General features: G+C 55.5%; 23 protein-coding genes. 11 read left to right on the top strand and 12 right to left on the bottom strand.

All coding sequences use genetic code 11. The features are described 5' to 3' along the window. Positions 1 to 113 precede the first annotated feature (113 nt). Entirely contained in the window at positions 114 to 2375 is a 2262-nt protein-coding gene (locus ACXAH3_RS08105) for an NADP-dependent malic enzyme (RefSeq protein ID WP_474861567.1), read from the bottom strand. 232 nt (positions 2376 to 2607) lie between these two features. Between ACXAH3_RS08105 and galE the strand changes: the two genes are divergently transcribed. Both galE and mutS read left to right on the top strand, forming a co-directional pair. Then, the gene (galE, locus tag ACXAH3_RS08100) at positions 2608 to 3618 is read left to right on the top strand and encodes a UDP-glucose 4-epimerase GalE (RefSeq protein ID WP_474861566.1); all 1011 of its coding nucleotides are present in this window, start codon (positions 2608 to 2610) and stop codon (positions 3616 to 3618) included. Between the two features lie 95 nt (positions 3619 to 3713). After that, positions 3714 to 6335, top strand: a complete 2622-nt coding sequence (mutS, locus tag ACXAH3_RS08095) for a DNA mismatch repair protein MutS (protein ID WP_474861813.1) — start codon at positions 3714 to 3716, stop codon at positions 6333 to 6335. Between the two features lie 52 nt (positions 6336 to 6387). Here the strand turns inward: mutS and ACXAH3_RS08090 are convergent, their stop codons facing one another. After that, on the bottom strand, positions 6388 to 6891 hold the full coding sequence (locus tag ACXAH3_RS08090) for a nucleotide exchange factor GrpE (RefSeq protein WP_474861812.1): 504 nt from the start codon (positions 6889 to 6891) through the stop codon (positions 6388 to 6390). A gap of 81 nt (positions 6892 to 6972) precedes the next feature. Then, positions 6973 to 8034 carry a heat-inducible transcriptional repressor HrcA gene (hrcA, locus tag ACXAH3_RS08085; RefSeq protein WP_474861565.1) on the bottom strand — a complete coding sequence of 354 codons (1062 nt, stop codon included), beginning with the start codon at positions 8032 to 8034 and terminating at the stop codon, positions 6973 to 6975. A 70-nt stretch (positions 8035 to 8104) separates the two neighbouring features. Between hrcA and rph the strand changes: the two genes are divergently transcribed. From rph to hemW, 3 genes are read left to right on the top strand one after another with little or no spacing between them, the layout of a single operon-like run. Next, on the top strand, positions 8105 to 8815 hold the full coding sequence (rph, locus tag ACXAH3_RS08080) for a ribonuclease PH (RefSeq protein WP_474861564.1): 711 nt from the start codon (positions 8105 to 8107) through the stop codon (positions 8813 to 8815). Continuing rightward, complete coding sequence (gene rdgB / locus ACXAH3_RS08075) at positions 8815 to 9423, top strand: RdgB/HAM1 family non-canonical purine NTP pyrophosphatase (RefSeq protein ID WP_474861563.1); 609 nt, start codon at positions 8815 to 8817, stop codon at positions 9421 to 9423. Before rph ends, rdgB begins: the two co-directional genes overlap by 1 nt. Further along, positions 9416 to 10573, top strand: coding sequence for a radical SAM family heme chaperone HemW (hemW, locus tag ACXAH3_RS08070; RefSeq protein ID WP_474861562.1), 1158 nt, complete (start codon positions 9416 to 9418; stop codon positions 10571 to 10573). The genes rdgB and hemW overlap by 8 nt, the downstream gene beginning before the upstream one ends. Here hemW and ACXAH3_RS08065 read toward each other — a convergent pair. The 7 genes from ACXAH3_RS08065 to ACXAH3_RS08035 form a co-directional block, all read right to left on the bottom strand. Next, on the bottom strand, positions 10570 to 11457 hold the full coding sequence (locus tag ACXAH3_RS08065; protein WP_474861561.1) for a ParB/RepB/Spo0J family partition protein: 888 nt from the start codon (positions 11455 to 11457) through the stop codon (positions 10570 to 10572). The two genes, hemW and ACXAH3_RS08065, sit on opposite strands and share 4 nt — an antisense overlap. Before the next feature lie 13 nt (positions 11458 to 11470). Continuing rightward, complete coding sequence (locus ACXAH3_RS08060; protein WP_474861560.1) at positions 11471 to 12262, bottom strand: ParA family protein; 792 nt, start codon at positions 12260 to 12262, stop codon at positions 11471 to 11473. Continuing rightward, positions 12255 to 12875, bottom strand: coding sequence for a 16S rRNA (guanine(527)-N(7))-methyltransferase RsmG (gene rsmG, locus ACXAH3_RS08055; RefSeq protein ID WP_474861559.1), 621 nt, complete (start codon positions 12873 to 12875; stop codon positions 12255 to 12257). Before rsmG ends, ACXAH3_RS08060 begins: the two co-directional genes overlap by 8 nt. Then, positions 12872 to 14749: a tRNA uridine-5-carboxymethylaminomethyl(34) synthesis enzyme MnmG gene (gene mnmG / locus ACXAH3_RS08050; RefSeq protein WP_474861558.1), complete on the bottom strand. Its 1878-nt coding sequence runs from the start codon at positions 14747 to 14749 to the stop codon at positions 12872 to 12874. Before mnmG ends, rsmG begins: the two co-directional genes overlap by 4 nt. Positions 14750 to 14767: 18 nt before the next feature. Then, entirely contained in the window at positions 14768 to 16057 is a 1290-nt protein-coding gene (mnmE, locus tag ACXAH3_RS08045; protein ID WP_474861557.1) for a tRNA uridine-5-carboxymethylaminomethyl(34) synthesis GTPase MnmE, read from the bottom strand. Between the two features lie 28 nt (positions 16058 to 16085). After that, on the bottom strand, positions 16086 to 17357 hold the full coding sequence (gene rho / locus ACXAH3_RS08040; RefSeq protein ID WP_474861556.1) for a transcription termination factor Rho: 1272 nt from the start codon (positions 17355 to 17357) through the stop codon (positions 16086 to 16088). Between the two features lie 125 nt (positions 17358 to 17482). Continuing rightward, positions 17483 to 17932, bottom strand: a complete 450-nt coding sequence (locus ACXAH3_RS08035; protein WP_474861555.1) for a CopD family protein — start codon at positions 17930 to 17932, stop codon at positions 17483 to 17485. A 393-nt stretch (positions 17933 to 18325) separates the two neighbouring features. On the opposite strand from ACXAH3_RS08035, the gene ACXAH3_RS08030 reads away from it, so the two are divergent. The 4 genes from ACXAH3_RS08030 to dnaQ are packed head-to-tail and all read left to right on the top strand — an operon-like array spanning position 18326 to position 21075. Further along, on the top strand, positions 18326 to 18925 hold the full coding sequence (locus tag ACXAH3_RS08030) for a Maf family protein (RefSeq protein ID WP_474861554.1): 600 nt from the start codon (positions 18326 to 18328) through the stop codon (positions 18923 to 18925). Beyond that, positions 18922 to 19758 carry a shikimate dehydrogenase gene (locus ACXAH3_RS08025; protein WP_474861553.1) on the top strand — a complete coding sequence of 279 codons (837 nt, stop codon included), beginning with the start codon at positions 18922 to 18924 and terminating at the stop codon, positions 19756 to 19758. Before ACXAH3_RS08030 ends, ACXAH3_RS08025 begins: the two co-directional genes overlap by 4 nt. After that, the gene (coaE, locus tag ACXAH3_RS08020) at positions 19755 to 20351 is read left to right on the top strand and encodes a dephospho-CoA kinase (protein ID WP_474861552.1); all 597 of its coding nucleotides are present in this window, start codon (positions 19755 to 19757) and stop codon (positions 20349 to 20351) included. The genes ACXAH3_RS08025 and coaE overlap by 4 nt, the downstream gene beginning before the upstream one ends. Further along, positions 20344 to 21075, top strand: a complete 732-nt coding sequence (gene dnaQ, locus ACXAH3_RS08015) for a DNA polymerase III subunit epsilon (RefSeq protein WP_474861551.1) — start codon at positions 20344 to 20346, stop codon at positions 21073 to 21075. The genes coaE and dnaQ overlap by 8 nt, the downstream gene beginning before the upstream one ends. A 33-nt stretch (positions 21076 to 21108) precedes the next feature. On the opposite strand, the gene secB is transcribed toward dnaQ, so the two are convergent. Both secB and ACXAH3_RS08005 read right to left on the bottom strand, forming a co-directional pair. Further along, positions 21109 to 21600 (bottom strand): protein-export chaperone SecB, encoded by a 492-nt coding sequence (secB, locus tag ACXAH3_RS08010; RefSeq protein WP_474861550.1) that lies wholly within the window; start codon positions 21598 to 21600, stop codon positions 21109 to 21111. A 76-nt stretch (positions 21601 to 21676) separates the two neighbouring features. Next, on the bottom strand, positions 21677 to 22180 hold the full coding sequence (locus ACXAH3_RS08005; RefSeq protein WP_474861549.1) for an FxsA family protein: 504 nt from the start codon (positions 22178 to 22180) through the stop codon (positions 21677 to 21679). 105 nt (positions 22181 to 22285) lie between these two features. On the opposite strand from ACXAH3_RS08005, the gene ACXAH3_RS08000 reads away from it, so the two are divergent. Together ACXAH3_RS08000 and mltA are read left to right on the top strand one after the other, a co-directional pair. Continuing rightward, positions 22286 to 22945 carry a Tim44/TimA family putative adaptor protein gene (locus ACXAH3_RS08000; RefSeq protein ID WP_474861548.1) on the top strand — a complete coding sequence of 220 codons (660 nt, stop codon included), beginning with the start codon at positions 22286 to 22288 and terminating at the stop codon, positions 22943 to 22945. Next, positions 22945 to 23973: a murein transglycosylase A gene (gene mltA, locus ACXAH3_RS07995; RefSeq protein WP_474861547.1), complete on the top strand. Its 1029-nt coding sequence runs from the start codon at positions 22945 to 22947 to the stop codon at positions 23971 to 23973. Before ACXAH3_RS08000 ends, mltA begins: the two co-directional genes overlap by 1 nt. Position 23974: the final 1 nt, after the last annotated feature.

Raw genomic sequence — 23974 nt, 5'->3', positions numbered from 1 at the left:
AAAACCATCGCACAATTCTGCGTAATGCTCGTCTTGCCTGTTCGATCCTGCACAGAACGCAAAACGGCCCGACACATCTGCATCGGGCCGTTTAAGTCTCTAGTTTAGCTGGATTAGCGTTTACCCATCCGAGTCGCCGCCAACATCGCCATGTTCAGAATGTCGTTCGAAGTCGAATTCGTTGAACAAATCTGGATCGGCTGGTCAATGCCCGAAAGGATCGGGCCAATCACAGTCGCCCCCGCCAATTCCTGCATCATCTTGACCGAGATCGACGCCGAGTGGCGAGCAGGCACCACCAGAATGTTCGCTGGACCAGACAGTCGGCAGAACGGGTATTGCGCCATCACGTCCGCGTTCAACGCCACATCTGCGGTCATCTCGCCCTCGAACTCAAAGTCCACGCCACGCGCTTCCAAAATCGCCGGAGCTTCGTGCAGTTTCGAAGCGCGCTCCGAAACCGGATAACCGAAGGTCGAAAAACTGACGAAGGCCACACGCGGCTCAAGCCCCAGACCACGGGCCACAGCCGCAGCACGTTCAGCGATATTCGCCAGATCCTCGGTTTCCGGCCATTCATGCACCAGCGTATCAGCCATTAGAACGATGCGGCCCTTGTGCAAAACCGCCGTCACGCCGACAGCCCCATCAGCGGCGGTTGCGTCAAACACGTGGTTGATCCGGTCCAGAACATAGGCCGATTTCCGGGTCGCTCCAGTGATCAGACCATCGCCATGCCCATGCGCCAGCATCAGCGAGGCGAACACATGGCGGTCGCGCGCGGCCAGACGGTGAATGTCGTGAAGGTCGAAACCCTGACGCTGAAGGCGCTCGTACAGGAAGTCCTTGTAGCTGTCCAAATGCTCGGTGTTTGCAGCGTTCACCACGCGCAGTTCGCGCACGGCATCGCCCAGCCCGTCAGCAGTCAGCTTGGCTTTCACATCCTCTTCGCGCCCCACCACCAGCGCACGACCATAGCCATTGCGCTGATATTGGACAGCAGCCCGCAGAACTTGCGAGTTGTCGCCCTCGGCAAAGATCATCGTTGCCTGGCTTTTACGTGCACGCGCCGTGATGCCGCGCAGGATCGAGGCCGTCGGATCCATCCGCGCCTTCAGGCTTTGCTCATACCCATCCATATCGATGATCGGCCGTCGCGCAACACCGGTGTCCATCCCGGCTTTGGCCACGGCGGGCGGGATCACGTGGATCAGACGCGGGTCAAAGGGCGTCGGGATGATATAGTCGCGACCAAAGCTTAGCTTTTTGCCGTAAGCCATGGCCACTTCGTCCGGCACGTCTTCGCGAGCCAGTTCAGCCAGCGCTTGCGCACAGGCGATCTTCATCTCGTCATTGATGGCACGCGCATTGATGTCCAGCGCACCGCGGAACAGGTACGGGAAGCCCAGCACGTTGTTAACCTGGTTCGGATAGTCCGAACGCCCTGTGGCCACAATTGCATCATTGCGAACCTCATGAGCTTCTTCCGGCGTGATCTCGGGATCCGGGTTTGCCATCGCGAAAATTACCGGATTGTCGGCCATCGAGGCGACCATATCCTGCGTCACGGCACCCTTCACGGACACACCAAGGAACACATCTGCGCCGTCCATCGCCTCTTCCAACGTGCGAAGCTCAGTGTTGGCGGCGTGGGCCGATTTCCACTGGTTTATACCGTCTTTACGACCCTGATAAATCACGCCTTTCGTATCACAAACGATGCAGTTGTCGTGCTGCGCACCCATCGCCTTGATCAGCTCAATACAGGCGATGCCCGCAGCACCGGCGCCGTTCAGAACAATGCGGCAATCCTCGATCTTTTTGCCTGACAGGTGCAGCGCGTTCAAAAGCCCCGCCGCGCAGATCACCGCTGTGCCGTGTTGGTCGTCGTGGAACACCGGAATATCCATCTCAGCCTTCAGGCGCTGCTCGATGATGAAACATTCGGGCGCTTTGATGTCCTCAAGGTTGATGCCGCCAAAGGTCGGGCCCATCAGCTTCACGGCGTTGATGAACGCTTCGGGATCTTCGGTGTCCAGTTCGATATCGATCGAGTTCACGTCGGCGAAACGCTTGAAAAGAACGGCCTTTCCTTCCATCACCGGTTTCGACGCCAGCGCACCCAAATTGCCCAGACCCAGAACCGCGGTTCCGTTGGAAATCACCGCCACAAGGTTGCCCTTGTTGGTGTAATCATAGGCCGTCTGCGGGTTCTCGGCGATCGCTTCACAAGGAACCGCAACACCCGGCGAATAGGCCAAGGACAGGTCGCGCTGGGTAGTCATTGGGACCGACGGCGTGACCTCGAACTTGCCCGGCGTGGGGTCAATATGGAAGGCGAGCGCCTCTTCATCGGTGATCTTGGCTTTGGGCATGGTTCTGGCCTTTGTCATCTTATGTCGAAGTCAAACCATTACAGGGGGAAAATCCGGGCCTCAACCGGTATTCGGCTATTAATCTGTCTTTTCTCGGGGGAATTTGAGCAATTCTTGGAAATATAGTTCCATTGTTAGCGCAATAATCGCAATTCCATATCAGAACAGCATTCCTCCGTGCCTTTCGCACTAATCCATCCTATATCTCGAGCATCAGATTTGGAGGCATCTCGTGGCACAGAAAATCCTTTTGACCGGCGGCGCTGGGTTCATCGGTTCGCACACTTTCGTCGAACTGACCAAGGCCGGATATCAGGTGGTAATCCTTGATAACTTTTCGAACGCAGATCGAAGCGTGTTGGATCGGCTCGAGGTGATCAGCGGCGAGAAAGCTGTTCATGTCGACGGCGACGTTCTGGACGCAGCGCTGCTGACCCAACTATTCGCAGATCATTCCTTCGACGCCGTCATTCACTTTGCCGCGCTGAAAGCGGTGGGTGAAAGCACCGAGAAACCGCTGGACTATCTAACGACGAATATCTCGGGCCTTTATACGCTTCTGAACGTTATGAAAGCAGCAGGCGTGTTCCGGTTGGTCTTTTCGTCCTCCGCCACTGTTTACGGTCAGCCCGACCAACTTCCCGTGCCAGAAACTGCGCCGCGCAGCTTTAACAATCCCTATGGCTACACCAAACTGGTTTGTGAACAATCGCTCGAACAGGTCGCTGCCGCCGATGATCGTTGGGCTTTCGGAATTTTACGTTATTTCAACCCCGCAGGGGCCCATGAAACGGGTTTGATTGGCGAGGATCCAAACGACATTCCCAACAATCTGATGCCCTACATTGCAAAGGTTGCCACCGGCGAACTTAAGCAGCTGTCGGTCTTCGGTAACGACTATGACACACCCGACGGAACTGGTGTGCGCGACTATATTCACGTGATGGATCTGGCGCGCGGGCATGTGCAATCGGTTGATGCGCTGCTGAAAACCAATGAAGGCCACACCGTAAACCTTGGCACAGGCACCGGTTACTCGGTGATGGATATGCTGCACGCCTATGAAAAAGCGGCAGGCAAAGAGCTTCCCTATCAAATGTCCCCACGCCGCGCGGGCGATGTGGCCAGCGTCTATGGCGACCCCACCAAGGCCCGCGATCTTTTGGGTTTCAGCGCAACACGCGGTCTGGACGAGATGTGCGAAAGCAGCTGGAATTGGGTCTCGCGCCGCAAAAACACCTGACCCCTCTTTCACCCCGGCGCGCGACAGCCTAGTCTGTCGCAAAGCAAAACGCCGGGGGGCAGCAGGTGAGCGATAAACCAGCCAAGATCACGCCAATGATGGCGCAGTTTCTTGAGATCAAAGAGGGCTATCAAGACGCCCTTTTATTCTATCGCATGGGCGATTTTTACGAACTTTTCTTCGACGATGCCGTCGCCGCAGCTGAAGCGCTGGACATCGCCCTGACCAAACGTGGCAAGCATTTGGGCGAAGACATTCCCATGTGCGGCGTGCCAGTTCACGCGGCCGAAGGATATCTTCTGACGCTGATCCGCAAAGGATTCCGCGTCGCGGTCTGCGAGCAGATGGAAAATCCGGCCGAAGCGAAGAAGCGCGGATCGAAATCCGTGGTGAAGCGCGATGTTGTTCGGCTGGTCACACCCGGCACACTGACAGAAGAAAGCCTGTTGGATGCGCGGCGGCACAACTACCTCGCTGCCTATAATGTTGTGCGCGACGAAGCCGCTTTGGCATGGGTCGACATCTCGACCGGCGCTTTCCGTGTGATGCCCTGCCCGCCCGTGCGTCTTGGCCCGGAACTGGCTCGCCTTGCCCCGCGCGAGGTCGTGCTGTCCGAGTTAGATTATCAGGATTGCGCCGGAATAGTGACTGAATCTGGCGCGTCGTCCACCGAGCTGGGCCGCGCTGCCTTTGACAGCGCCGGGGCGGAAAAGCGTCTGCTGGATCTTTATAAAATCGGCTCGCTTGATGCTTTCGGCAGCTTCTCGCGCGCCGAACTTGGAGCGATGGGAGCGATTGTCGAATATCTGGACATCACCCAGAAAGGCAAACTGCCTCTGCTGCGACCCCCAGTGAAAGAGCTGGCGCAGGGCACGATGCAAATCGACGCCGCCACCCGCCGCAATTTGGAACTGACCCACAGCCTGTCTGGCGGGCGCGAAGGTTCGCTGTTGTCCGTTATCGATCGCACAGTGACCGCCGGCGGGGGTCGTTTGCTGGAACGGCGCATTTCAAGCCCCTCGCGTACCCTGCCCGAGATTAACGCGCGGTTGGATGCCGTCCGTTTTCTGGTCGAGCAGCGGCAGATTTGCGAAAACACGCGCGAGTTTCTGCGCAACGTTCCCGACATCGACCGCGCCTTGTCGCGCCTAGGGCTGGAACGGGGTGGCCCCCGTGATCTGGGCGCCATTCGAAACGGGCTTGCCGCCGCAAGTGACTTGGCCGACAGCCTATCGCAATCTGATTTGCCCGCGAAACTGGCTGAAGCATCGCAAAACCTACGCGGCCATGACGATCTGATTGAGCTGCTGGATCAGGCTTTGGTCGCCGAGCCCCCGCTTTTGGCGCGTGACGGCGGCTTTATAGCCCCCGGCTATGACGTCGACTTGGACGAGGCGCGTCAGCTGCGGGACGAGGGCCGCGGCGTGATCGCGGCCATGCAGGCACAATATGCGGAACATACCGGAATCAATGCGCTGAAGGTGAAGCACAACAATGTGCTGGGCTATTTCATCGAAACCACGGCGACCCATGCCGAAAAGATGCTAAACCCGCCGCTGTCAGAAACCTATATCCACAGGCAAACCACAGCAAACGCAGTACGTTTCACCACGGTCGCTCTTAGCGATATGGAAACCAAGATCTTGAACGCGGGCAACCGAGCGCTTGAGATTGAAAAGCGTCTCTATTCAAGCCTAGCTGCGTCCATTTTAGAGCAAGTCGGCGCCATATCTGATACAGCCCGCGCGCTGTCAGAAATCGACGTGTCCACCAGCTTTGCTGATCTTGCGCGGTCCGACAATTGGTCCGCGCCGATCGTTGATGGCAGCCGCGTTTTTCATGTCGAAGCAGGTCGTCATCCGGTGGTTGAAGCCGCTTTGCGCAAGACGGGCGAAGCGTTTGTCGCAAACGATTGCGACCTTGCTGATGGCGCAAAGGCCGCCGATGTCTGGCTTCTGACCGGCCCGAACATGGCGGGTAAATCGACCTTCCTGCGTCAGAACGCGCTGATTGCTCTATTGGCGCAAGCTGGCAGCTTCGTTCCCGCGAAATCCGCGCATATCGGGCTGGTTTCACAGCTGTTCAGCCGAGTTGGTGCCTCGGATGATCTGGCGCGAGGCCGGTCCACCTTCATGGTCGAAATGGTCGAGACCGCTGCCATTCTAAACCAAGCCGATGACCGCGCGCTGGTCATCCTGGACGAAATCGGTCGAGGAACGGCGACATATGACGGACTTTCCATCGCCTGGGCCACATTGGAACATCTGCACGACGTAAACAAAAGCCGCGCGCTGTTCGCCACGCATTATCACGAGATGACTCAGCTTTCCGACAAATTGGATGGCGTCGCGAACGCGACGATTGCAGTGAAGGAATGGGAAGGCGAAGTTATTTTCCTGCACGAGGTGCGAAAGGGCGCTGCGGATCGGTCTTACGGTGTGCAGGTTGCAAAGCTGGCAGGGTTACCGGACAGCGTTGTCGCCCGTGCAAATGTGGTTCTAGAAGCACTAGAGAAAGGTGAGCGCGAGGGTTCTGGCCAGAAAGCCGTGATCGACGATCTTCCGCTGTTTTCAGCCATTCCCGAGCCCGTTCAGGCCGCATCCTCTGGGCCAAGCGATTTGGATCGAGCTTTGAAGGATATCCATCCGGACGACCTGAAGCCAATCGAAGCCCTGAATCTGCTCTATGAGTTAAAAGAGCTCGCTACCGAAAAGTAAACGCCCCCGGGGTTCCGAGGGCGTTCTAAGCATTTTCCGCTGTGTTAGAGCGTTATTTCGGCGTCGATGATACGCCAACCTGTGCTGGGCGCAACAGGCGGTCATGCAGCATGAAGCCTTCGCCCATCACCTGAATGATGTCGCCAGCTTTGGTGCCGGGGACCGGCGCTTCGAACATAGCTTCGTGAATTTCTGGATCGAACTCGTCGCCGACTTCTGGCGACAGCAGGCGAATGCCGTGTTTGTCGAAAATACCCAACAGTGCGCGCATAGTCAGTTGAACACCTTCCAGCAGAGCCTTGTCCGCTTCACCAGCTTCAGTCGATGCCTCAAGCGCACGCTTCATGTTGTCGTAAACCGGCAGCATATCGCGGGCCAGCTTGGAGCCACCATAATTCTCGGCCTCGCGACGGTCACGTTCGCCACGCTTACGAGCGTTCTCGGCGTCCGCCAACGCGCGCATGAAGCGATCTTTCATCTCGTCACGTTCTGCACGTGCGGCGATCAGCTCGTCTTCAAGGCTTATTTCGTCCTCAACGGTCACTTCTTCGGTCATCAACTCGTCGATGCCGGGTTCCAGATCTTCTGCGCGTTCGGTTTTCGCGTCCGTCATGTTCTTTGCCTCTATCCTCGGCCTTTATCCTCGATCCGAGATCATCTTGCCAATCAATTGCGCGGTGTAATCCACAATCGGAACAATCCGCCCATAGTTCAGCCGCGTCGGGCCAATCACGCCCACAGCACCAATGATCTTTCGATCAGCGTTCATATAAGGGGAAACCACCAAAGAGGAACCCGAAAGTGAGAAAAGTTTGTTCTCGGAGCCAATAAAAATGCGTACACCCTCGCCCTGATCGGCCAGATCAAGGAATTCGGCGATGTCGCGCTTGCGCTCAAGGTCGTCAAACAGGGTTCGAATGCGCTCCAGATCAACCTCGGGTCCTTCCTCGGTCAATAGATTCGATCGCCCGCGTACGATCAAACGTTCATATGGCTGGCCTTCATTTTCCCAAATCGCAGCACCGCTTTCGATCAGCGCCTGCGCGAGCGTATCAAGTTCCTGCCGACGATTGGCGACTTCTAACGCGACAATGCGCTGAAGTTCCGAAATCGTACGCCCCTCGGCCAAAGCATTCAGGAAATTCGCCGCTTCACGCATCGAGCTTGGGGTTTGACCCACGGGGGGCTCGAACACGCGGTTTTCAACATGGCCATCTGCAAAAACCAACACGGCAAGCGCGCGATCAGGGCCAAGAGACACGAACTCAATATGTTTGATTGGCGCTTCGTGCTTCGGCGTCAGGACAAGGCTTGCGCCAGCGGTGATGCCCGACAAGGCCGCACCCACCCGATCCATCATGGAATTGATATTGCTTTCCGCACCAACTGTGGCGTCGATTTTCTGGCGGTCGTCCGTTGTCAGATCCGAGACCTCAAGCAATCCATCCACAAACATACGCAGGCCAAGCTCGGTCGGGATACGTCCGGCCGAAATATGCGGGCTGTCTAACAACCCCATATACTCAAGATCCTGCATCACGTTGCGAATGGTTGCCGCGCTAACATTTTCCGTCAGGCTGCGCGTCAAGCTGCGCGAACCCACCGGAGCGCCCGTTTCCAGATAGCTTTCAACGATGCAGCGGAAGACCTCGCGCGAGCGATCGTTCATATCTTCCATCAGTTCAGGACCATCTGCCATCAGCTTAGCCTTGCCTTTTTGCTGGACCCATGGCTATCACGCTTTCAAAGCGGAAACAAAGGAAGAAGCCATGCGTCCCTCTGGTCGAGATTTAGATCAAATGCGCCCGATTTCAATCGAAACCGGGGTAACAAAACACGCTGAAGGATCGTGCATGATCCGTGTGGGCGATACCCACGTGCTGTGCACTGCGTCACTTGAGGCGCGCGTTCCCCCGTTTTTGCGCAACACCGGCAAGGGTTGGGTAACGGCAGAATACGGAATGCTGCCTCGTTCGACCGGGTCGCGGATGCGTCGCGAGGCGGCTTCAGGCAAACAGGGCGGTCGTACCGTTGAAATTCAACGCCTGATCGGGCGCTCGCTGCGCGCCGGCATCGATCTGGTTGCCTTAGGCGAACGTCAGATCACCGTCGACTGCGATGTCATCCAGGCTGATGGCGGCACCCGCTGCGCCTCGATCACTGGTGGCTGGGTTGCGCTGCGTTTGGCGGTTAACAAACTGCTGAAATCCGGCGATATTACCACTGACCCACTGATGGATCCGGTGGCCGCCGTGTCTTGTGGTATTTATGCAGGTCAGCCTGTTCTTGATCTGGATTATCCAGAAGACAGCGAAGCGGGCGTAGATGGCAATTTCGTCATGTGTGGCCCGAAACTGATCGAAGTGCAGATGTCGGCAGAGGGCTCGACCTTCACTCGCGATCAGATGAACCAGCTAATGGATTTGGCCGACAAAGGCGTGTCTGAACTGGTTGAAGCGCAGCTTCAGGCGACGGCATAATGCGCAAGTTTGACGGCGATAAATTGGTGGTTGCGACCCACAATGCAGGCAAATTACGCGAGATTTCCGCCTTGTTAGAGCCTTTTGGCATCGCCGTCACCTCTGCCGGCGCGCTTGGGCTGGAAGAACCGGAAGAGACCGAAGATACCTTTATCGGAAACGCGCGGATCAAAGCCCACTTTGCCGCGAAAGAAAGCGGATTGCCCGCGCTTTCAGACGACAGCGGCATCATGGTCGACGCGTTGGACGGCGCGCCGGGTGTTTACACCGCAGATTGGGCTGAAACGCCCAACGGGCGTGATTTTCCCATGGCGATGGAGAAAACCTGGACGCTTCTAGAAGAAAAGAAAGCGCCCCTGCCCCGAACCGCTCGGTTCTGCTGTACCCTGTGCCTCGCGTGGCCTGATGGACATGACGAGGTTTTCGAAGGCAAGGTCAACGGTTCACTGACATGGCCGATGCGGGGTGATTTAGGGTTCGGATATGACCCGATTTTCATTCCAGAAGGCTTTGACATCACCTTCGGCGAAATGGATCCAGATAAGAAGCACCAGATGAGCCACCGCGCTGACGCGTTCGCCAAACTGGTGAGGGGTGCCTTTGCTTGAGAATTGGCAGATTGGCGGCTTTGGACTGTATGTCCACTGGCCCTTCTGCGCCGCCAAATGCCCCTATTGCGACTTCAACAGCCATGTGTCGGCATCTATCAACCAAGATGATTGGGCCGCAGCCTATTTGAAAGAGCTGGATCGTTATGGGGCTGAAACGCCCGGGCGCACCCTATCCTCCATCTATTTCGGCGGCGGAACACCCAGCCTCATGGACCCGTCAACCGTCTGCGCGATCATCGACAAGGCGTCGGACCTGTGGACCTTTGCCAATGACATTGAAATTACGTTGGAAGCCAACCCGACATCCATCGAAGCGCAGAACTTTGCGGGCTATCGCAAAGCGGGCGTCAACCGCGTGTCGATGGGGTTTCAGGCGCTGAACGACGAAGACCTGCGAAAACTTGGACGCATGCACTCGGTCGACGAAGGCCTGCGCGCGCTCGATATTGCCCGCACCCACTTCAACCGCGTGAATTTTGACCTGATCTACGCCCGGCAAGATCAAACCCTGTCTGACTGGCAAGCCGAGCTAGACCGCGCACTAAGCTTCGATCCCGATCATCTGTCGCTCTATCAGCTAACCATCGAACCCGGCACCGCCTTCGGCGCTCGCTTCGAAGCCGGAAAACTTTCTGGCCTGCCCGAGGAAGAGCTGGCCGTTGATATGTTCTTCCACACTCAGGACGCCACCGCCAAGGCAGGGCTTCCCGCCTATGAAGTTTCAAACCACGCCCGGGCTGATGAAGAAAGCCGGCACAACTTGATCTATTGGCGAAGCGGCGATTGGATCGGGATTGGCCCCGGCGCGCATGGTCGGCTGTCCATTGGAAAGAAAAGGTGGGGTACAGAAACCCCTCTCTCGCCGAGCAAATGGTTGGAAAACGCACTGGGGGACGCTGACATGCGCGAGAGAGCGCCTCTTCCCCTCTCGGAACAGGTAACAGAATACCTTTTGATGGGCCTTCGCACCTTGGAAGGGATCGACCTCGGGCGTCTGGAGCGCCAGTTCAGCACCCAACTAGATATGAATAAAATCAAAGACTTAATCGAATTGGATCTGATTTCCGTCGATCAGAAAGCACTCAGGGCGACCAAGAATGGCCGCCCCGTTCTGAATGGTATTTTGAGAGAGCTTTTGCCCGATTAACTGGACAGTTTCCCGCAAATATCGTCCAGTTGATCCAAGTTTTGATAGCGAATGGTGACAGTGCCAGCCTCTCCGCCCGCTTTGTGATCAATCTGAACCTTCATGCCAGTCGCAGCAGACAGATCCGCCTCGAGCGCTTTGGTGTCTGCGTCTTTTTCAGTCTTCTGTCCGACCGCCCTAGGCTTGCTAGGCGTTGCGCCCTTCGCCAGCTTCTCGGCCGCGCGTACCGACAGACCCTTGCTGATAATCTCGCGCGCCAAGGCCGAGGGGTTATCGGCGGTAACCAACGTTCGGGCATGGCCGGCGGTCAGCTTTCCGTCACGCACAAAACTTTGGACATCATCGGGCAGGTTCAAAAGGCGCAGTAGGTTAGCGATATGCGAGCGACTTTTACCCAGCGCTTCCGATACTTTTTCCTGCGTATGGCCAAACCGATCCATTAGATCGCGATAGCCCGCAGCCTCTTCAATGGCATTCAGGTCTGCGCGCTGAATGTTCTCGATAATCGCGACTTCCAGGGCCTCGGTATCGCTATATTCTCGAACAATTACAGGCAGTTGATGCAGTTTCGCCATCTGCGATGCGCGCCAGCGACGCTCGCCTGCAACAATCTCGTACTCGCCATCGACGCCAAGGCGCGGACGTACGATCAGAGGCTGAATAACGCCCTTTTCCTTGATCGAAGCCGCCAAATCATCCAGCTGCTCTTGCGTGAAGGTTCGACGCGGCTGTTCCGGGTTCGGCTGGATCTTTTCAATCGGAACCATCATGTCGGCGCGGCGCAGTTCAGGTGTCGAACCTTTCGGCGTTTCTTCGATCGCAACGTCCGCCATCAATGCTGACAGCCCGCGACCCAACCCACGATTTTTCTGTGACTTACTCATTCCTCGCCTCCGATTATCGTTTGATCAGCTCGGTCGCCAAGTTGCGATAGGCCCGGCTTCCTTTAGAGGTCGGATCATACATCAACACTGGCAACGCGAAAGAGGGTGCTTCGCTGACCCGCACATTGCGCGGAATCATGGTTTGGAACACCAGTTCACCCAGATTTTCGCGCGCGTCCGCCTCGACCTGACGAGACAGGTTATTTCGGACGTCGTACATGGTCAGCACCACCCCCTCAATCCGAAGGTCGGAATTGGCAGCCTGCCGAACTTCGCGCACCGTTAGCAATAGCTGCGACAAACCTTCCAGGGCGAAGAACTCGCTTTGCAACGGGATCAAAACGCTGTCCGCCGCGACCAATGCATTCACGGTCAGCAAATTCAAAGATGGCGGGCAATCGATCAATATATAGTCAAGATCAAGCTTAGCCAACGCTACATCTCGTAGTGCATCACGCAGAAGGTGACTGCGCTTTTCGTTTGATACCAGCTCGATATCTGCTGACGATAAGTCTGTCGTTGCGGGCGAAATTAGAAGATTCTTGATCTGCGTTTCTTTCACCACTTCCAGTATTGAGGCTTCTTCCAGCAACAGGTCATAGGTGCTCATATCACGGTCATCCGCCGAGATTCCCAGCCCGGTCGAAGCATTGCCCTGCGGATCCAGATCGATCAGAAGAACGCTTTTTCCGGCTTCAGCCAGCGCAGCCCCGAGATTGATCGTCGTCGTGGTTTTCCCAACCCCGCCTTTTTGATTGGTGATGGCAATAATCTTCGGTCCGCGTACTTGGAATGGGTCAGACACGTGAGATTTCCTTAATCTTCAGAATAACGGCGCTTGGATGGGTCTTGCTGGGATATGTATCAAGCTGGAACGACCAATTTTCAAGAGCTTCATCGATTTCCTGGCGATAGTTTTCACCCTTGGGGAAAATGGCAACGCCCCCGGGTTTTAAATGCCGCTCAGCAAAGCTACAAAGCACATTCAGAGGGGCCAAAGCGCGTGCTGAAAGAACATCGGCGTCTTGTGGCTTAGCCTTCTCGATTCGTTCTGAATGGACAGAGAGCTTCAGGTCCAACTCGCGCGCGACGGTCCGCAGAAAGGTCGCCTTACGCAGGTCACTTTCGATGCATCCCACCAAAAGATCCGCTCCGGCGCCCTTAGCCATGATCGCTACGACCAAAGCCGGAAGGCCTCCGCCTGAGCCCAGATCACACCACATATTGGGGTTATCTGACGCAAGATCATATATCTGGGCCGAATCAAGAATATGGCGCGTCCAAATATCCGAAATCGTGCTCTGTGAGACCAGATTTATCGCCGCGTTCCACTTTGTCATTAAGGCGACATACGCCTCGAGTCGATCGAATGTTTCACGTGAAACATCTACATGTCGCAGAAATTCAGCGTGATTCATGCAGAGCGCTTCCGTTCGAACTGGCGAATCTTTGACAGCAACAGTGTTAGAGCGGCTGGCGTCATACCCTCGACCCGACTTGCATGGGCCAAGGTACGTGGACGCGCGGCCTGAAGCTTGGATGCAAGCTCATTCGAAAGGCCACTTAGCGCAGTATACTCAAAACCGTCCGGAATCTCATGCGCCTCGTCCCGCTTCAACGCTTCGACGTCCTTCTGTTGGCGATCAATGTAGTTCGCGTAAAGCGCATCTCGTGCGACCTGAAGCTGTATTTCATCTTCAATCCGCGCCAAATCTGGATCGAGCTTGATCAGCTTTTCAAAAGTCATATCAGGAAAGGCCAGCAATTCGTATGCAGTGCGCCGTGTACCATCCTTACGCACGTTCAAATCAATATCCACAAGATCTTGTGGTGTATAGGTTGTTTGAACCAACTGCTCCTTTGCGCGCGCCAGCGCATCTTGCTTCACCTCAAACGCCTGCCTACGCGTTTCTTTTACCAGCCCCAACTCGATTCCCAACGGAGTCAGGCGCTGATCTGCATTGTCTGCTCGCAATGACAAGCGAAACTCTGCACGCGATGTAAACATGCGATAAGGCTCGGTCACGCCGCGGGTAATCAGATCGTCGATCATCACACCAATATAGGAATTCGAACGCGAGAAGATCACCGAATCTCTGCCCTGAACCGCTAGCGCGGCGTTGGTACCGGCGACCAAACCCTGCGCGGCAGCTTCTTCGTATCCGGTCGTACCGTTGATCTGCCCTGCAAGATAAAGCCCAGGTACATCGCGCAGAGTAAGTGTTTCAGTCAAAGAGCGCGGATCGACGTAATCATATTCGATCGCATAACCGGGCTGAAGGATCTCGACCTGCTCAAGCCCAACAATCGAACGCACGTAATCTTCCTGAACCTCAACAGGCAGCGATGTGCTAATCCCGTTCGGATACACCGTGTCATCGTCTAGCCCCTCGGGCTCAAGGAACACCTGATGACTGTCCTTATCCGCAAAACGCACGATCTTATCTTCAATCGAGGGGCAATAACGCGGACCGACACCGTCTATGTGACCGCCATACATCGCCGAGCGATCCAGATTAGCACGAATGATGTCATGCGTTTGCACATTCGTGTGTGTGATCCCGCACGAAATTTGCCGCGCAATCGGCGCCTTATTCATAAAGGAGAACATCGCTGGATCGTCGTCGCCTGGCTGCGATGCAAGAATATCCCAATTGATAGTCTTTCCGTTCAATCGTGGAGGCGTGCCGGTTTTCAAGCGCCCAAGCGGAAGATCAAAGGAATCAATGCGTTCTGCCAGTTTAACAGATGGACGATCCCCCATCCGGCCACCCTGGCTTTGTTTATCTCCGATATGGATGATACCACGCAGAAACGTGCCGGTAGTCAGCACTACTGCACCTGCATGCAGCTGCGATCCGTCTTGAAGAACAACGCCACTGACACGATTACCATCCATGATCAGATCCGTCGTTTCACCTTCGACCAAGGTCAGGCCTTCGGTTGAAAGAATCTCGGCGGACATGGATCTGCGATATATCGCTCGGTCTGCTTGCGCGCGCGGCCCTTGAACAGCAGGGCCTTTGCGACGATTAAGCAAGCGAAACTGGATACCAGCCTGATCCGCAACGCGACCCATCAGCCCATCCAGCGCATCAATCTCGCGCACCAAATGCCCTTTACCCAATCCACCAATGGCGGGGTTACAGGACATCACACCCAAATCTTCTTTGCGCAATGTGATCAGCGCGGTATTCGCGCCCATACGCGCGGCAGCATGGGCGGCGTCGGCACCTGCGTGCCCACCACCAACAACAATCACATCGAAATCCAGATGTTTCACGTGAAACACTCCTTCTCTACGCACACGCTATTTTCCAAGGCAGAAGCTGGAAAAGATCTCATCCAGCAGATGCTCTACATCGACATGACCGACAAGACTATCAAGGGCACGAATGGCCGTTCTGATCTCTTCTGCGGCAAATTCAGCGCGCTCGGGGCCGTGTTGTACCTCGATTCGCGCATCTTCCAAAGAGAACAGCGCGCGTTCCATCGCGATACGATGCCGCTCTCGCGTGGCAATCCCGGCGCCCTGAACGCGATTTTCCAAAACCGACGAGATCTTTTGCACCAGTTGATCCATGCCCTGCCCCGTCTTTCCCGAAACAAGGAAATCCCCGGAAGCACCAAGATCGGCTTTGCCGTACACGACAAGATCGTCCTTAAAGGGATCCATTGCGGGTTGGTCGTCAGCCCCTTCCAACAGAAAGACCCGCAGATCTGCCGCCTTCGCACGTTCCAATGCACGAGCGACGCCAATGGCTTCAACCTGATCTTCGGTGTCTCGAACTCCGGCCGTGTCCAATACCGTCACAGGAAGACCTGCAAGCTCCATGTGCACCTCGATGACGTCGCGAGTAGTACCCGCAATGTCCGAGGTAATCGCAGCTTCACGTCCCGCCAAAGCGTTCAACAGCGTAGACTTCCCGGCGTTGGGACGACCGACAATTGCGACCTCGAATCCCTCACGGATACGTTCAGCAATTCGGGTGCCCGCTGTCTCGCGTTCGAGGCTGTCTAACGTATTGTCTAGCAGAGCGTTCACCTCGGGCGAGACATCAACGGGTACGTCTTCATCCGCGAAATCAATGGTAGCTTCAAGCAACGCAGCCGCCCGGATCAGGTCGGTACGCCATGCCCCTGCCAGATCGCCCAAAGTGCCAGAGAGCACGCCCACGGCCTGTTTGCGTTGCGCTTCGGTTTCGGCGTCCAGAAGATCGGCAAGACCTTCCACCTGCGCCAGATCAAGGCATTCGTTTTCCAGCGCTCGTCGGGTGAACTCACCGGGTTCTGCGGGTCGTAATCCGTCTTGCTTTGACAATTCTGCCAACACAGCACGGACGACGGCCGTGGACCCATGTAACTGAAGCTCAGCAACGTCTTCGCCGGTAAAGCTGGACCCAGTCTCGAACAGCAGAACCAAAGCCTCGTCCAGCAACGTGCCATCCGCGCTTAACAGACGGCGCAATCCAGCACGGCGCGGTGCAGGAAGGTCGCTGGCCAAAACACGCGCAGCCGAAAACGCATGTGGCCCGGAAATCCGGACCACCGCAACACCCGCTTTCCCACGGGCACTGGCAAGAGCATAGATCGTGTCCATCGGACTAACCTATTGTTTTAATTAAATATTACGTATTCATCGAGTCGAAGAATTCCGAGTTCGTTTTGGTCTGTTTCAGCTTCGAAATCAGGAATTCAATCGCGTCTGTGGTACCCATCGGGTTCAGAATGCGGCGCAGGACATAGGTTTTCTGCAGGTCTTTTGGATCAACCAACAGATCTTCTTTCCGTGTGCCCGATTTCAAAATGTCGATGGCCGGGAACACGCGTTTGTCTGCAATCTTACGATCCAGAACAACTTCGCTGTTACCGGTGCCTTTGAATTCCTCGAAGATCACCTCGTCCATACGCGAACCAGTTTCAATCAACGCTGTTGCAATAATGGTCAGCGAACCGCCCTCTTCGATATTACGTGCGGCACCAAAGAAACGTTTGGGGCGTTGCAAGGCGTTGGCATCCACACCACCGGTCAGTACCTTACCCGAGGACGGAACGGTTGTGTTGAACGCGCGGCCCAGACGCGTGATCGAGTCCAGCAAGATCACAACGTCGCGTTTGTGTTCAACCAAACGCTTTGCCTTCTCAATCACCATTTCAGAAACCGCCACGTGACGGGTCGCAGGTTCGTCGAAGGTCGAGGACACAACCTCGCCTTTCACGGACCGCTGCATGTCTGTCACTTCTTCCGGGCGTTCGTCGATCAGAAGAACGATCAGATAGCACTCTGGGTGGTTCTTTTCGATCGAATGAGCGATGTTTTGCAGGATCACCGTCTTACCTGTGCGCGGCGGGGCCACGATCAGCGAACGCTGACCCTTCCCGATTGGGGCGACCAGATCAATCACACGGGCCGAGCGGTCTTTGATGGTGGGATCTTCGATCTCCATCTTCAGGCGCTCATCCGGATAGAGCGGCGTCAGGTTGTCGAATGCAACCTTGTGCTTGGCATCTTCAGGATCCGAGAAGTTGATCTTTTCAACCTTGGTGATGGCAAAATAATTCTCGTTCTCGCCTGGGGCCGAAATAACGCCTTCTACCGTGTCACCTGTGCGCAGCGAATACTGGCGGATCATGTCGGGCGAGACATAAATGTCATCGGGACCGGGAAGATAGTTTGCCTCGGGCGACCGCAGGAAGCCAAAGCCGTCTTGCAGCACTTCCAGCACACCATCGCCACCGATGATCCATTCTTCATCTGCCCGCTCGCGCAGGATCGAGAACATGATGTCCCCTTTGCGCATGGTCGAGGCGTTCTCGATCTCAAGCTCTTCGGCAATGTTCACCAGCTCTTTCGGGCTTTTGGCTTTAAGATCGGATAGGTTCAGACGGTTTTCAGACATATCTATGCTCGGAAATGGATCATGACGGCGCAGATGCGCGATCTTGGTCAAGATGGGAAAAACACATGGCCGGACGGCCTGCTTGATGGGTCAGATAAGCGCTGAAGCCCGTCGAGTCAACAAAATCAGTATTTAAACACGACCGAGAAAACGATGACGATCATCAAAAGCGTCGGGACTTCGTTCATCATGCGATACCGACGGCCAGTCAGCGTATTCGTGCCCGCCATGAACTCTTTACGGCGCGCGGCCAGCCACATGTGAAACCATGTCATTGCTAGGACTGATATCCCCTTGGTCCACGGCCAGATCAGAGACCAATCCACTACGCCCGGTGTTGATACTAGGCACAGACCAAAGATCCACGAGCTGATCATGGCTGGGTTCATGATCGCTTTCAGCAGCCGGCGCTCCATTGTTTGGAACAGCTCATCTGTTTCATTGCCCGATCCCACGACTTCGACATGATAGACGAACAGACGCGGCAGATAGAACAGACCAGCCATCCATGCGATCACGGAAATGATATGTAGCGACTTCGTCCAGAAATATGCGTCTGACAGAAATTCACCCATTCTTAGCCCCTGATCTGAAGATCCGTTTCAATCTTCATAAATAAATAAAAGAAGAAGAAAAGATGTTGTTGTTGTTAGGCCTGTGGATAACGGGGATTATTGATCTATCCCGTGTCTTGTTCACAGGTGGACAAATGGCAACCTGGAAACTGGATGGAATCATTTCGTCTTTGTTTTACAGAGAAACACTCGTTTACGATCTGGGGATAAGTGCAGGGATGAATTCTCGTGCTAAGGATTCGTCCACGGGGTGCAATCCACAAAAACCAACAGTGGAAGAATTGTGAAAACCGCCTTAGTAAAGATGGGAGTTATCCAGCTGTACTGGCAAGGGCCGAGTTATCTGCTGATTCCAGAACAGGATTACACAGAGTTTTTCCACAGGGTTATCACATGACCGCTTCTCTTATATTGGCGTCCGCTTCGCAGATCCGCGCCGATTTGCTGCGCAACGCGGACATCGATTTCGATATCATCCCCGCCCGGATCGACGAAGAGATGATCCGCGCCTCGCTTGAAGCCGAAGGTGCTTCCCCGCGCGATCTGGCCGATGCACTGGCCGAGTTCAAAGCCCGCAAGATCAGCGAAAAACACCCGGGGTCTCTGGTCTTGGGTTGTGATCAGGTGGCCGAGCTTGGGGGTGAAGTTTTGTCCAAGCCCAAAGACCAAATTCAAGCTCGTGCGCAGTTGTCGGCCATGTCCGGCAAAGTGCATCGGCTGCTTTCTGCCGCCGTTCTTTATGAAGACGGCAAACCTATCTGGCGGCATGTGGGTATGGTTCGCATGAAAATGCGAGAATTATCAAATGGTTACATTGATGACTATGTTGATCGCAATTGGGACAGTATACGTCATTCCGTTGGTGCCTATAAGTTAGAGGAAGAGGGCGTGCGCCTGTTTGCCAAAGTGGATGGCGACTATTTCAACGTCTTGGGTTTGCCCCTGACCGAGCTTCTGTCATATCTGATCGTACGAGGAGATCTAAAGATATGAGCGACACACGAATTCCCCTGGCGGGCGTCATTGGAAACCCGATCGAGCATTCGCTGTCTCCTCGGTTACATGGTCACTGGCTGCGTGCGATGGGGTTGGCAGGCCACTATATCCCGATGCGAGTCGAAGGTGATGACCTCGAGACTATTATTCGGACGCTGCCAAAGGCTGGGTTTGTTGGTCTGAACGTCACAATTCCACATAAAGAAGCCGTGTTGCGTTTGGCTGATATCGTTACCGACCGCGCAGCATTGATTGGGGCGGCAAATACCTTGATATTCCGCGAAGACGGAAAAATTCACGCGGACAACACCGATGGCTATGGATTTACGCAAAACCTGCGCCAATCCGTGCCCGAATGGGCCCCCGAAACCGGACCGGCCGCCGTTTTTGGCGCTGGTGGTGCGGCGCGAGCCGTTTTGGCATCGTTGATCGAATTAGGCGTTCCTGAAATTCGTCTGTCCAACCGAACCCGCGCCCGTGCGGATGCTTTGCGGGCGGAATTCGGCGCGCGGATCGTGGTTTATGACTGGGTTAAAGCGGGCAATATGCTGGATGACGCGGTGACGGTGGTGAATACCTCGTCTCTTGGTATGACGGGGAAACCCGAGTTTCGGGTTCCACTGGACGGATTGAAACCCGGCGCAGTGGTGAATGATCTGGTCTATACCCCGCTGAAAACCGAGTTCCTGCAGCAAGCCGAAGCCGCCGGTTGCCATGTTGTCGATGGTCTTGGAATGCTTCTGCACCAGGCCGTTCCCGGTTTCGAACGCTGGTTCGGCACACGTCCTGTCGTTGATGATGCTTTGCGACACGCGGTTTTGTGCGTATGAGCGGGCCGTTTATCATCGGGCTGACTGGTTCGATCGGTATGGGGAAATCCACCACCGCGAAAATGTTCAATGACGCGGGCATTCCGATCTGGAACGCAGATGCAGCGGTGCATCGGATCTATGGCGCAGGCGGTGCGGCGGTCGAACCGATCCGAGCGGTGTGCCCGGATGCGATCATTGAAGGTGCGGTCAGCCGCGATGCATTGAAAGACTGGATGTCGAAAGACGCGGACGCATTGAAAAAGCTCGAGGAAATCGTGCACCCTTTGGTTGGGCAAGACCGCGCCACGTTTCTAACAGAAACGGATGCGCCAATTGTCCTGTTGGACATGCCGCTTCTGTTTGAAATTGGTGCGCACGAGCATGTAGATCTGGTAGTCGTCGTCTCAGCGCCAGCAGAAATTCAGCGCGAACGCGTGCTTGCACGCGGCACCATGACGGAAGCGCAATTCGAGACTATTCTAACCAAACAAGTGCCCGACGCCGACAAGCGCGCCCGCGCGGATGTGATCATTCCGACCGAAACACTGGATGGTGCGCGCGCCGCTGTGAACGAAGTTATTGCTCATGTGAAAGGGAAGTTGGATGCGTGAAATTGTACTCGATACCGAAACCACCGGCTTTGATCCCGAAAGCGGAGACCGGATCGTTGAAATCGGGTGTCTTGAGCTGATGAACCACATGCCGACAGGACAGACTTATCACCAATATATCCACCCCGAACGTGGCATGCCGGACGAAGCATTCAGTGTTCACGGCATCGGTCCCGACCTTCTTGCCAGCCCGCGTCCTGCCGAGCCGGGTGAAGTGATCTTGAAGGACAAACCGGTTTTTAAAGAAGTCGGGCAAGCGTTTCTGGACTTTATCGGAGATGCCAAGCTGGTCATTCACAACGCCAGCTTCGATATGAAATTCCTGAACGCCGAGCTGAAATGGATGGGTCTACCGCAAATCCCGTGGGAACGAGCGGTGGACACGTTGGCTATTGCACGCAACAAGTTTCCCGGCTCGCCCGCGTCGCTGGATGCGCTGTGTCGTCGCTATGCGATTGATAACTCGTCCCGGACACTTCACGGCGCACTTTTGGACAGTGAAATTCTGGCCGAGGTCTATCTGGAGCTGATCGGAGGCCGTCAGCCCGACCTTGTGCTGGCGGGCAATCAAACCTCGTCTGGCGTCAGTGGTGCCAATGACGATTGGCGTCCGCGTCCGCGCCCTGAACCGCTGCCGTCACGGATCAGCGAAAAAGAAACCGCCGCCCATGATGCCTTTGTGGAAAAGCTGGGCGACGGTGCGATTTGGAAGAAGTTTCAGTAACTTCTTTATTGAAGCCGATTTATCAACTTCAGTTTAGCTTACCGGAGCATCCGCTTTTTCGGCAGCCGCGCGGCGTTCGATCTCGCTGCGATACAGAGCAAGGAAATCGACGGTATCCAGGTTCAGCGGCGGGAAGCCACCGTCGCGGGTCACGTCAGACACGATGCGACGTACGAACGGGAACAGCATACGCGGGCATTCGATCATTAGGAACGGGTGCAGCTGCTCTTCCGGCACGTTCTCTACGTGGAAAATGCCCGAGTATTCCAGCTCCATCAGGAACAGCTGTTCGCCGTTCGCTTTGTTTTTCGAACCGATGGTGTATTTCGTGATCACTTCAAACTGATGATCGGCAGGACGCTTCTTGGCATCCAGCGCAACTTCGACGTTGATGTCGGGCTGAACTTCGCCCTGAACGCCTTTTTGTGCCAGAATGTTTTCAAACGACATGTCGCGGATAAACTGGCCCAGAACCTGCATCTTGGGCGGTGTCGGGGGAGTTTGTGGTGTGGCTTCGTCGGCCATGGTCTTCTCCTTCGGGAAAATCTGTTGGGGACGTGCTTATCAGGTTGAACAAGGACCCTCAACTAAGGGTTTTGGGCTAATGCTTGGTCCAACCTGATGGGCCTTCGACGCCGGGATGTGTGGGGCGCTTTTCGGGCGTTACGTCTTTGAAATCCCCGTCAATTACGTCTTCATCTGCGCGGGGGCCGCGGCGTACCTCTTGATCTGCCATTCCACCCATCGAGAATGTTTGAACCTTTACCCGCGACCGCGCCCATTTAAATACGGCGCTGCGAACGCCGGGGATAAGTAGGGCAAAACCCATGAAATCGGTGAAAAAGCCGGGCGTCAGCAAAAGCGCGCCCGAGAATAGGATCATTGCGCCATGGGCCAGCGGCTCGGTCGGGTCATTCAGTTTGCCGAAACTGTCCCGTAGTTGTGACATCGCCAAGGCCCCTTGTGCTCGCATCAACTGAGTGCCGACAACAGCGGTCAAAATGACGATCGCAAGCGTCGGCCACAGCCCGATTGCGCCGCCCACTTGGATGAATAAGGCGATCTCGATCAGCGGAACGGCGAGGAACAGTGCAAAAAGCCACATGGCAAAAGGTCTCCTTTTCGAGTGACCGGTGGACTTGGCCCGGTACTGCACCTACATATGACTTCGATGAACGCGTTTCCATATGGCGCATAAAAAGAGGTATCCATGAGCTCTTCCTTGATCCAGTTACTTGTTCTGGCCGGTATTGCCCTGTTTTTGATTTTGCGCCTGCGCGATGTGCTTGGCACGCGAGAAGGGTTCGAGAAGCCCGTTGTCCCACGTCAGGATGATCGGCGGCTGGATCGCAGCAGCCTTGAAGTGATCGAAGGAGGCCCAGATCAAGACATTATGGATCACGCCGACGAAGGCAGCCCCAGCGCTTTGGCCCTTGCCGCGATGAAATCCAATGAACCCAGCTTTAATGTTGGCGAGTTTCTGGGCGGTGCGCGCGGCGCTTATGAAATGATCCTGATGGGGTTCGAGGCGGGTGACATGGCCCAAATCAAGCCGTTTCTGTCGGACGATGTGTATGAAACCTTCGCCAGCGTGGTTGAGGCCCGGGAAATGCAAGGCCTGTCGGTTGAAGCCAATTTTGTAGGTGTGCGCGAGCTGAAGCTGGAAGAAGCTGTGTTTGATACCGCGACCCGCGAGGGTGAAATCACCGTGAAATTCGTGGGCGAGCTAACCTCGGTCGTGCGCGACAAGGGTGGCGATATCATCGAGGGCAACCCCAACGAAGTGAAGCGTCAGAAAGATGTTTGGACGTTTGCTCGTGTCATGGGGTCTGACAACCCGAACTGGCAACTTGTCGCCACGGGTGGCTGATGTTTCGGGGGCTGGCAGCTTCGCTGGCCCTTTTGGCCATGCCTGCCCATGCGGGTTTGGAAGACGCGCGCATAACCCTTGTCCCGTTTGAAGAGCTTGATGGTTGGGAAGATGACAACCATCAAGACGCGCTGCGTGTTTTTCTAGATACATGCCGGGATCTGGACGAACCTCAGTGGCGTTCAATCTGTGCGCTGGCACAGACCCAAGACGACGGCAAAGAATTTTTCGAACTCTTTTTCCGTGCCCTTCTGATCGAAGACGGAAACGCCCCCCTGTTCACCGCCTATTACGAGCCCGAGCTGAAAGGTTCGCGGTACGAGACCCCGGTCTATCGTTATCCTGTTTATGCAAAACCACCCGAGGTAAACGGCCAAGCTTGGCTGCCTCGGCGTAGTATTGAAGAAGGCGAGGTTATGAAGGGGCGCGGGCTCGAGATCGCGTGGGTCTCGGATCCCGTTGATCTTCAGTTTCTGCAGATTCAAGGCTCGGGCCGTATACGTCTGCCGGATGGGGGCAGCATTCGTTTGGGCTATGGTGGTTCCAACGGTCACAGTTTCAAGTCATTAGGAAAAGAGCTTGTCCGGCGCGGGGTTTATAACGAGCACCAAGTCTCGCAGGCTGTGATCAAGAACTGGGTGCGGCGCAACCCGGAAGCTGGGCATGATCTGCTGATGTCGAACCCATCCTATGTTTTCTTTCGCAAGATCGGCGCGGTGTCGGCAAGCAAAGGCCCGCTTGGGGCGATGAATCGCTCGATCACCGCGCATCGGTCGCTGGCAGTCGATCCAAAATACACCCCGCTGGGCGCCCCAGTTTGGTTGGAAAAAGACGGGGCCGAGCCGTTTCGTCGTTTGATGGTCGCGCAGGACACGGGATCGCGAGTCAAAGGCGCGCAGCGGGCGGATATTTTCTGGGGCACTGGGGATCAGGCCGGAAAACTTGCCGGCCAGATCAAAGATGACGGGCGCATGTATGTGCTGCTGCCGATCCAACGCGCTTATGCGCTGCTGCCCGAGGATCAGTGAC

It is taken from the genome of Aliiroseovarius sp. ABM4_368 (assembly GCF_056161205.1).
This window is presented reverse-complemented; position numbering and strand designations above follow the sequence as displayed.

Excerpts from the sequence above, each read along its gene's own strand:
- mnmE (WP_474861557.1), bottom strand. The coding sequence starts at position 16,057 with ATGGACACGATCTATGCTCTTGCCAGTGCCCGTGGGAAAGCGGGTGTT.
- hrcA (WP_474861565.1), bottom strand. The coding sequence starts at position 8,034 with ATGGCAGATGGTCCTGAACTGATGGAAGATATGAACGATCGCTCGCGC.
- ACXAH3_RS08030 (WP_474861554.1), top strand. The coding sequence starts at position 18,326 with ATGACCGCTTCTCTTATATTGGCGTCCGCTTCGCAGATCCGCGCCGAT.
- dnaQ (WP_474861551.1), top strand. The coding sequence starts at position 20,344 with ATGCGTGAAATTGTACTCGATACCGAAACCACCGGCTTTGATCCCGAA.
- ACXAH3_RS08090 (WP_474861812.1), bottom strand. The coding sequence starts at position 6,891 with ATGACCGAAGAAGTGACCGTTGAGGACGAAATAAGCCTTGAAGACGAG.
- ACXAH3_RS08025 (WP_474861553.1), top strand. The coding sequence starts at position 18,922 with ATGAGCGACACACGAATTCCCCTGGCGGGCGTCATTGGAAACCCGATC.
- rsmG (WP_474861559.1), bottom strand. The coding sequence starts at position 12,875 with ATGAATCACGCTGAATTTCTGCGACATGTAGATGTTTCACGTGAAACA.
- ACXAH3_RS08065 (WP_474861561.1), bottom strand. The coding sequence starts at position 11,457 with ATGAGTAAGTCACAGAAAAATCGTGGGTTGGGTCGCGGGCTGTCAGCA.
- ACXAH3_RS08105 (WP_474861567.1), bottom strand. The coding sequence starts at position 2,375 with ATGCCCAAAGCCAAGATCACCGATGAAGAGGCGCTCGCCTTCCATATT.
- rdgB (WP_474861563.1), top strand. The coding sequence starts at position 8,815 with ATGCGCAAGTTTGACGGCGATAAATTGGTGGTTGCGACCCACAATGCA.
- ACXAH3_RS08000 (WP_474861548.1), top strand. The coding sequence starts at position 22,286 with ATGAGCTCTTCCTTGATCCAGTTACTTGTTCTGGCCGGTATTGCCCTG.
- rph (WP_474861564.1), top strand. The coding sequence starts at position 8,105 with ATGCGTCCCTCTGGTCGAGATTTAGATCAAATGCGCCCGATTTCAATC.
- ACXAH3_RS08005 (WP_474861549.1), bottom strand. The coding sequence starts at position 22,180 with ATGTGGCTTTTTGCACTGTTCCTCGCCGTTCCGCTGATCGAGATCGCC.
- ACXAH3_RS08035 (WP_474861555.1), bottom strand. The coding sequence starts at position 17,932 with ATGGGTGAATTTCTGTCAGACGCATATTTCTGGACGAAGTCGCTACAT.
- rho (WP_474861556.1), bottom strand. The coding sequence starts at position 17,357 with ATGTCTGAAAACCGTCTGAACCTATCCGATCTTAAAGCCAAAAGCCCG.
- secB (WP_474861550.1), bottom strand. The coding sequence starts at position 21,600 with ATGGCCGACGAAGCCACACCACAAACTCCCCCGACACCGCCCAAGATG.
- mutS (WP_474861813.1), top strand. The coding sequence starts at position 3,714 with ATGATGGCGCAGTTTCTTGAGATCAAAGAGGGCTATCAAGACGCCCTT.
- coaE (WP_474861552.1), top strand. The coding sequence starts at position 19,755 with ATGAGCGGGCCGTTTATCATCGGGCTGACTGGTTCGATCGGTATGGGG.
- mltA (WP_474861547.1), top strand. The coding sequence starts at position 22,945 with ATGTTTCGGGGGCTGGCAGCTTCGCTGGCCCTTTTGGCCATGCCTGCC.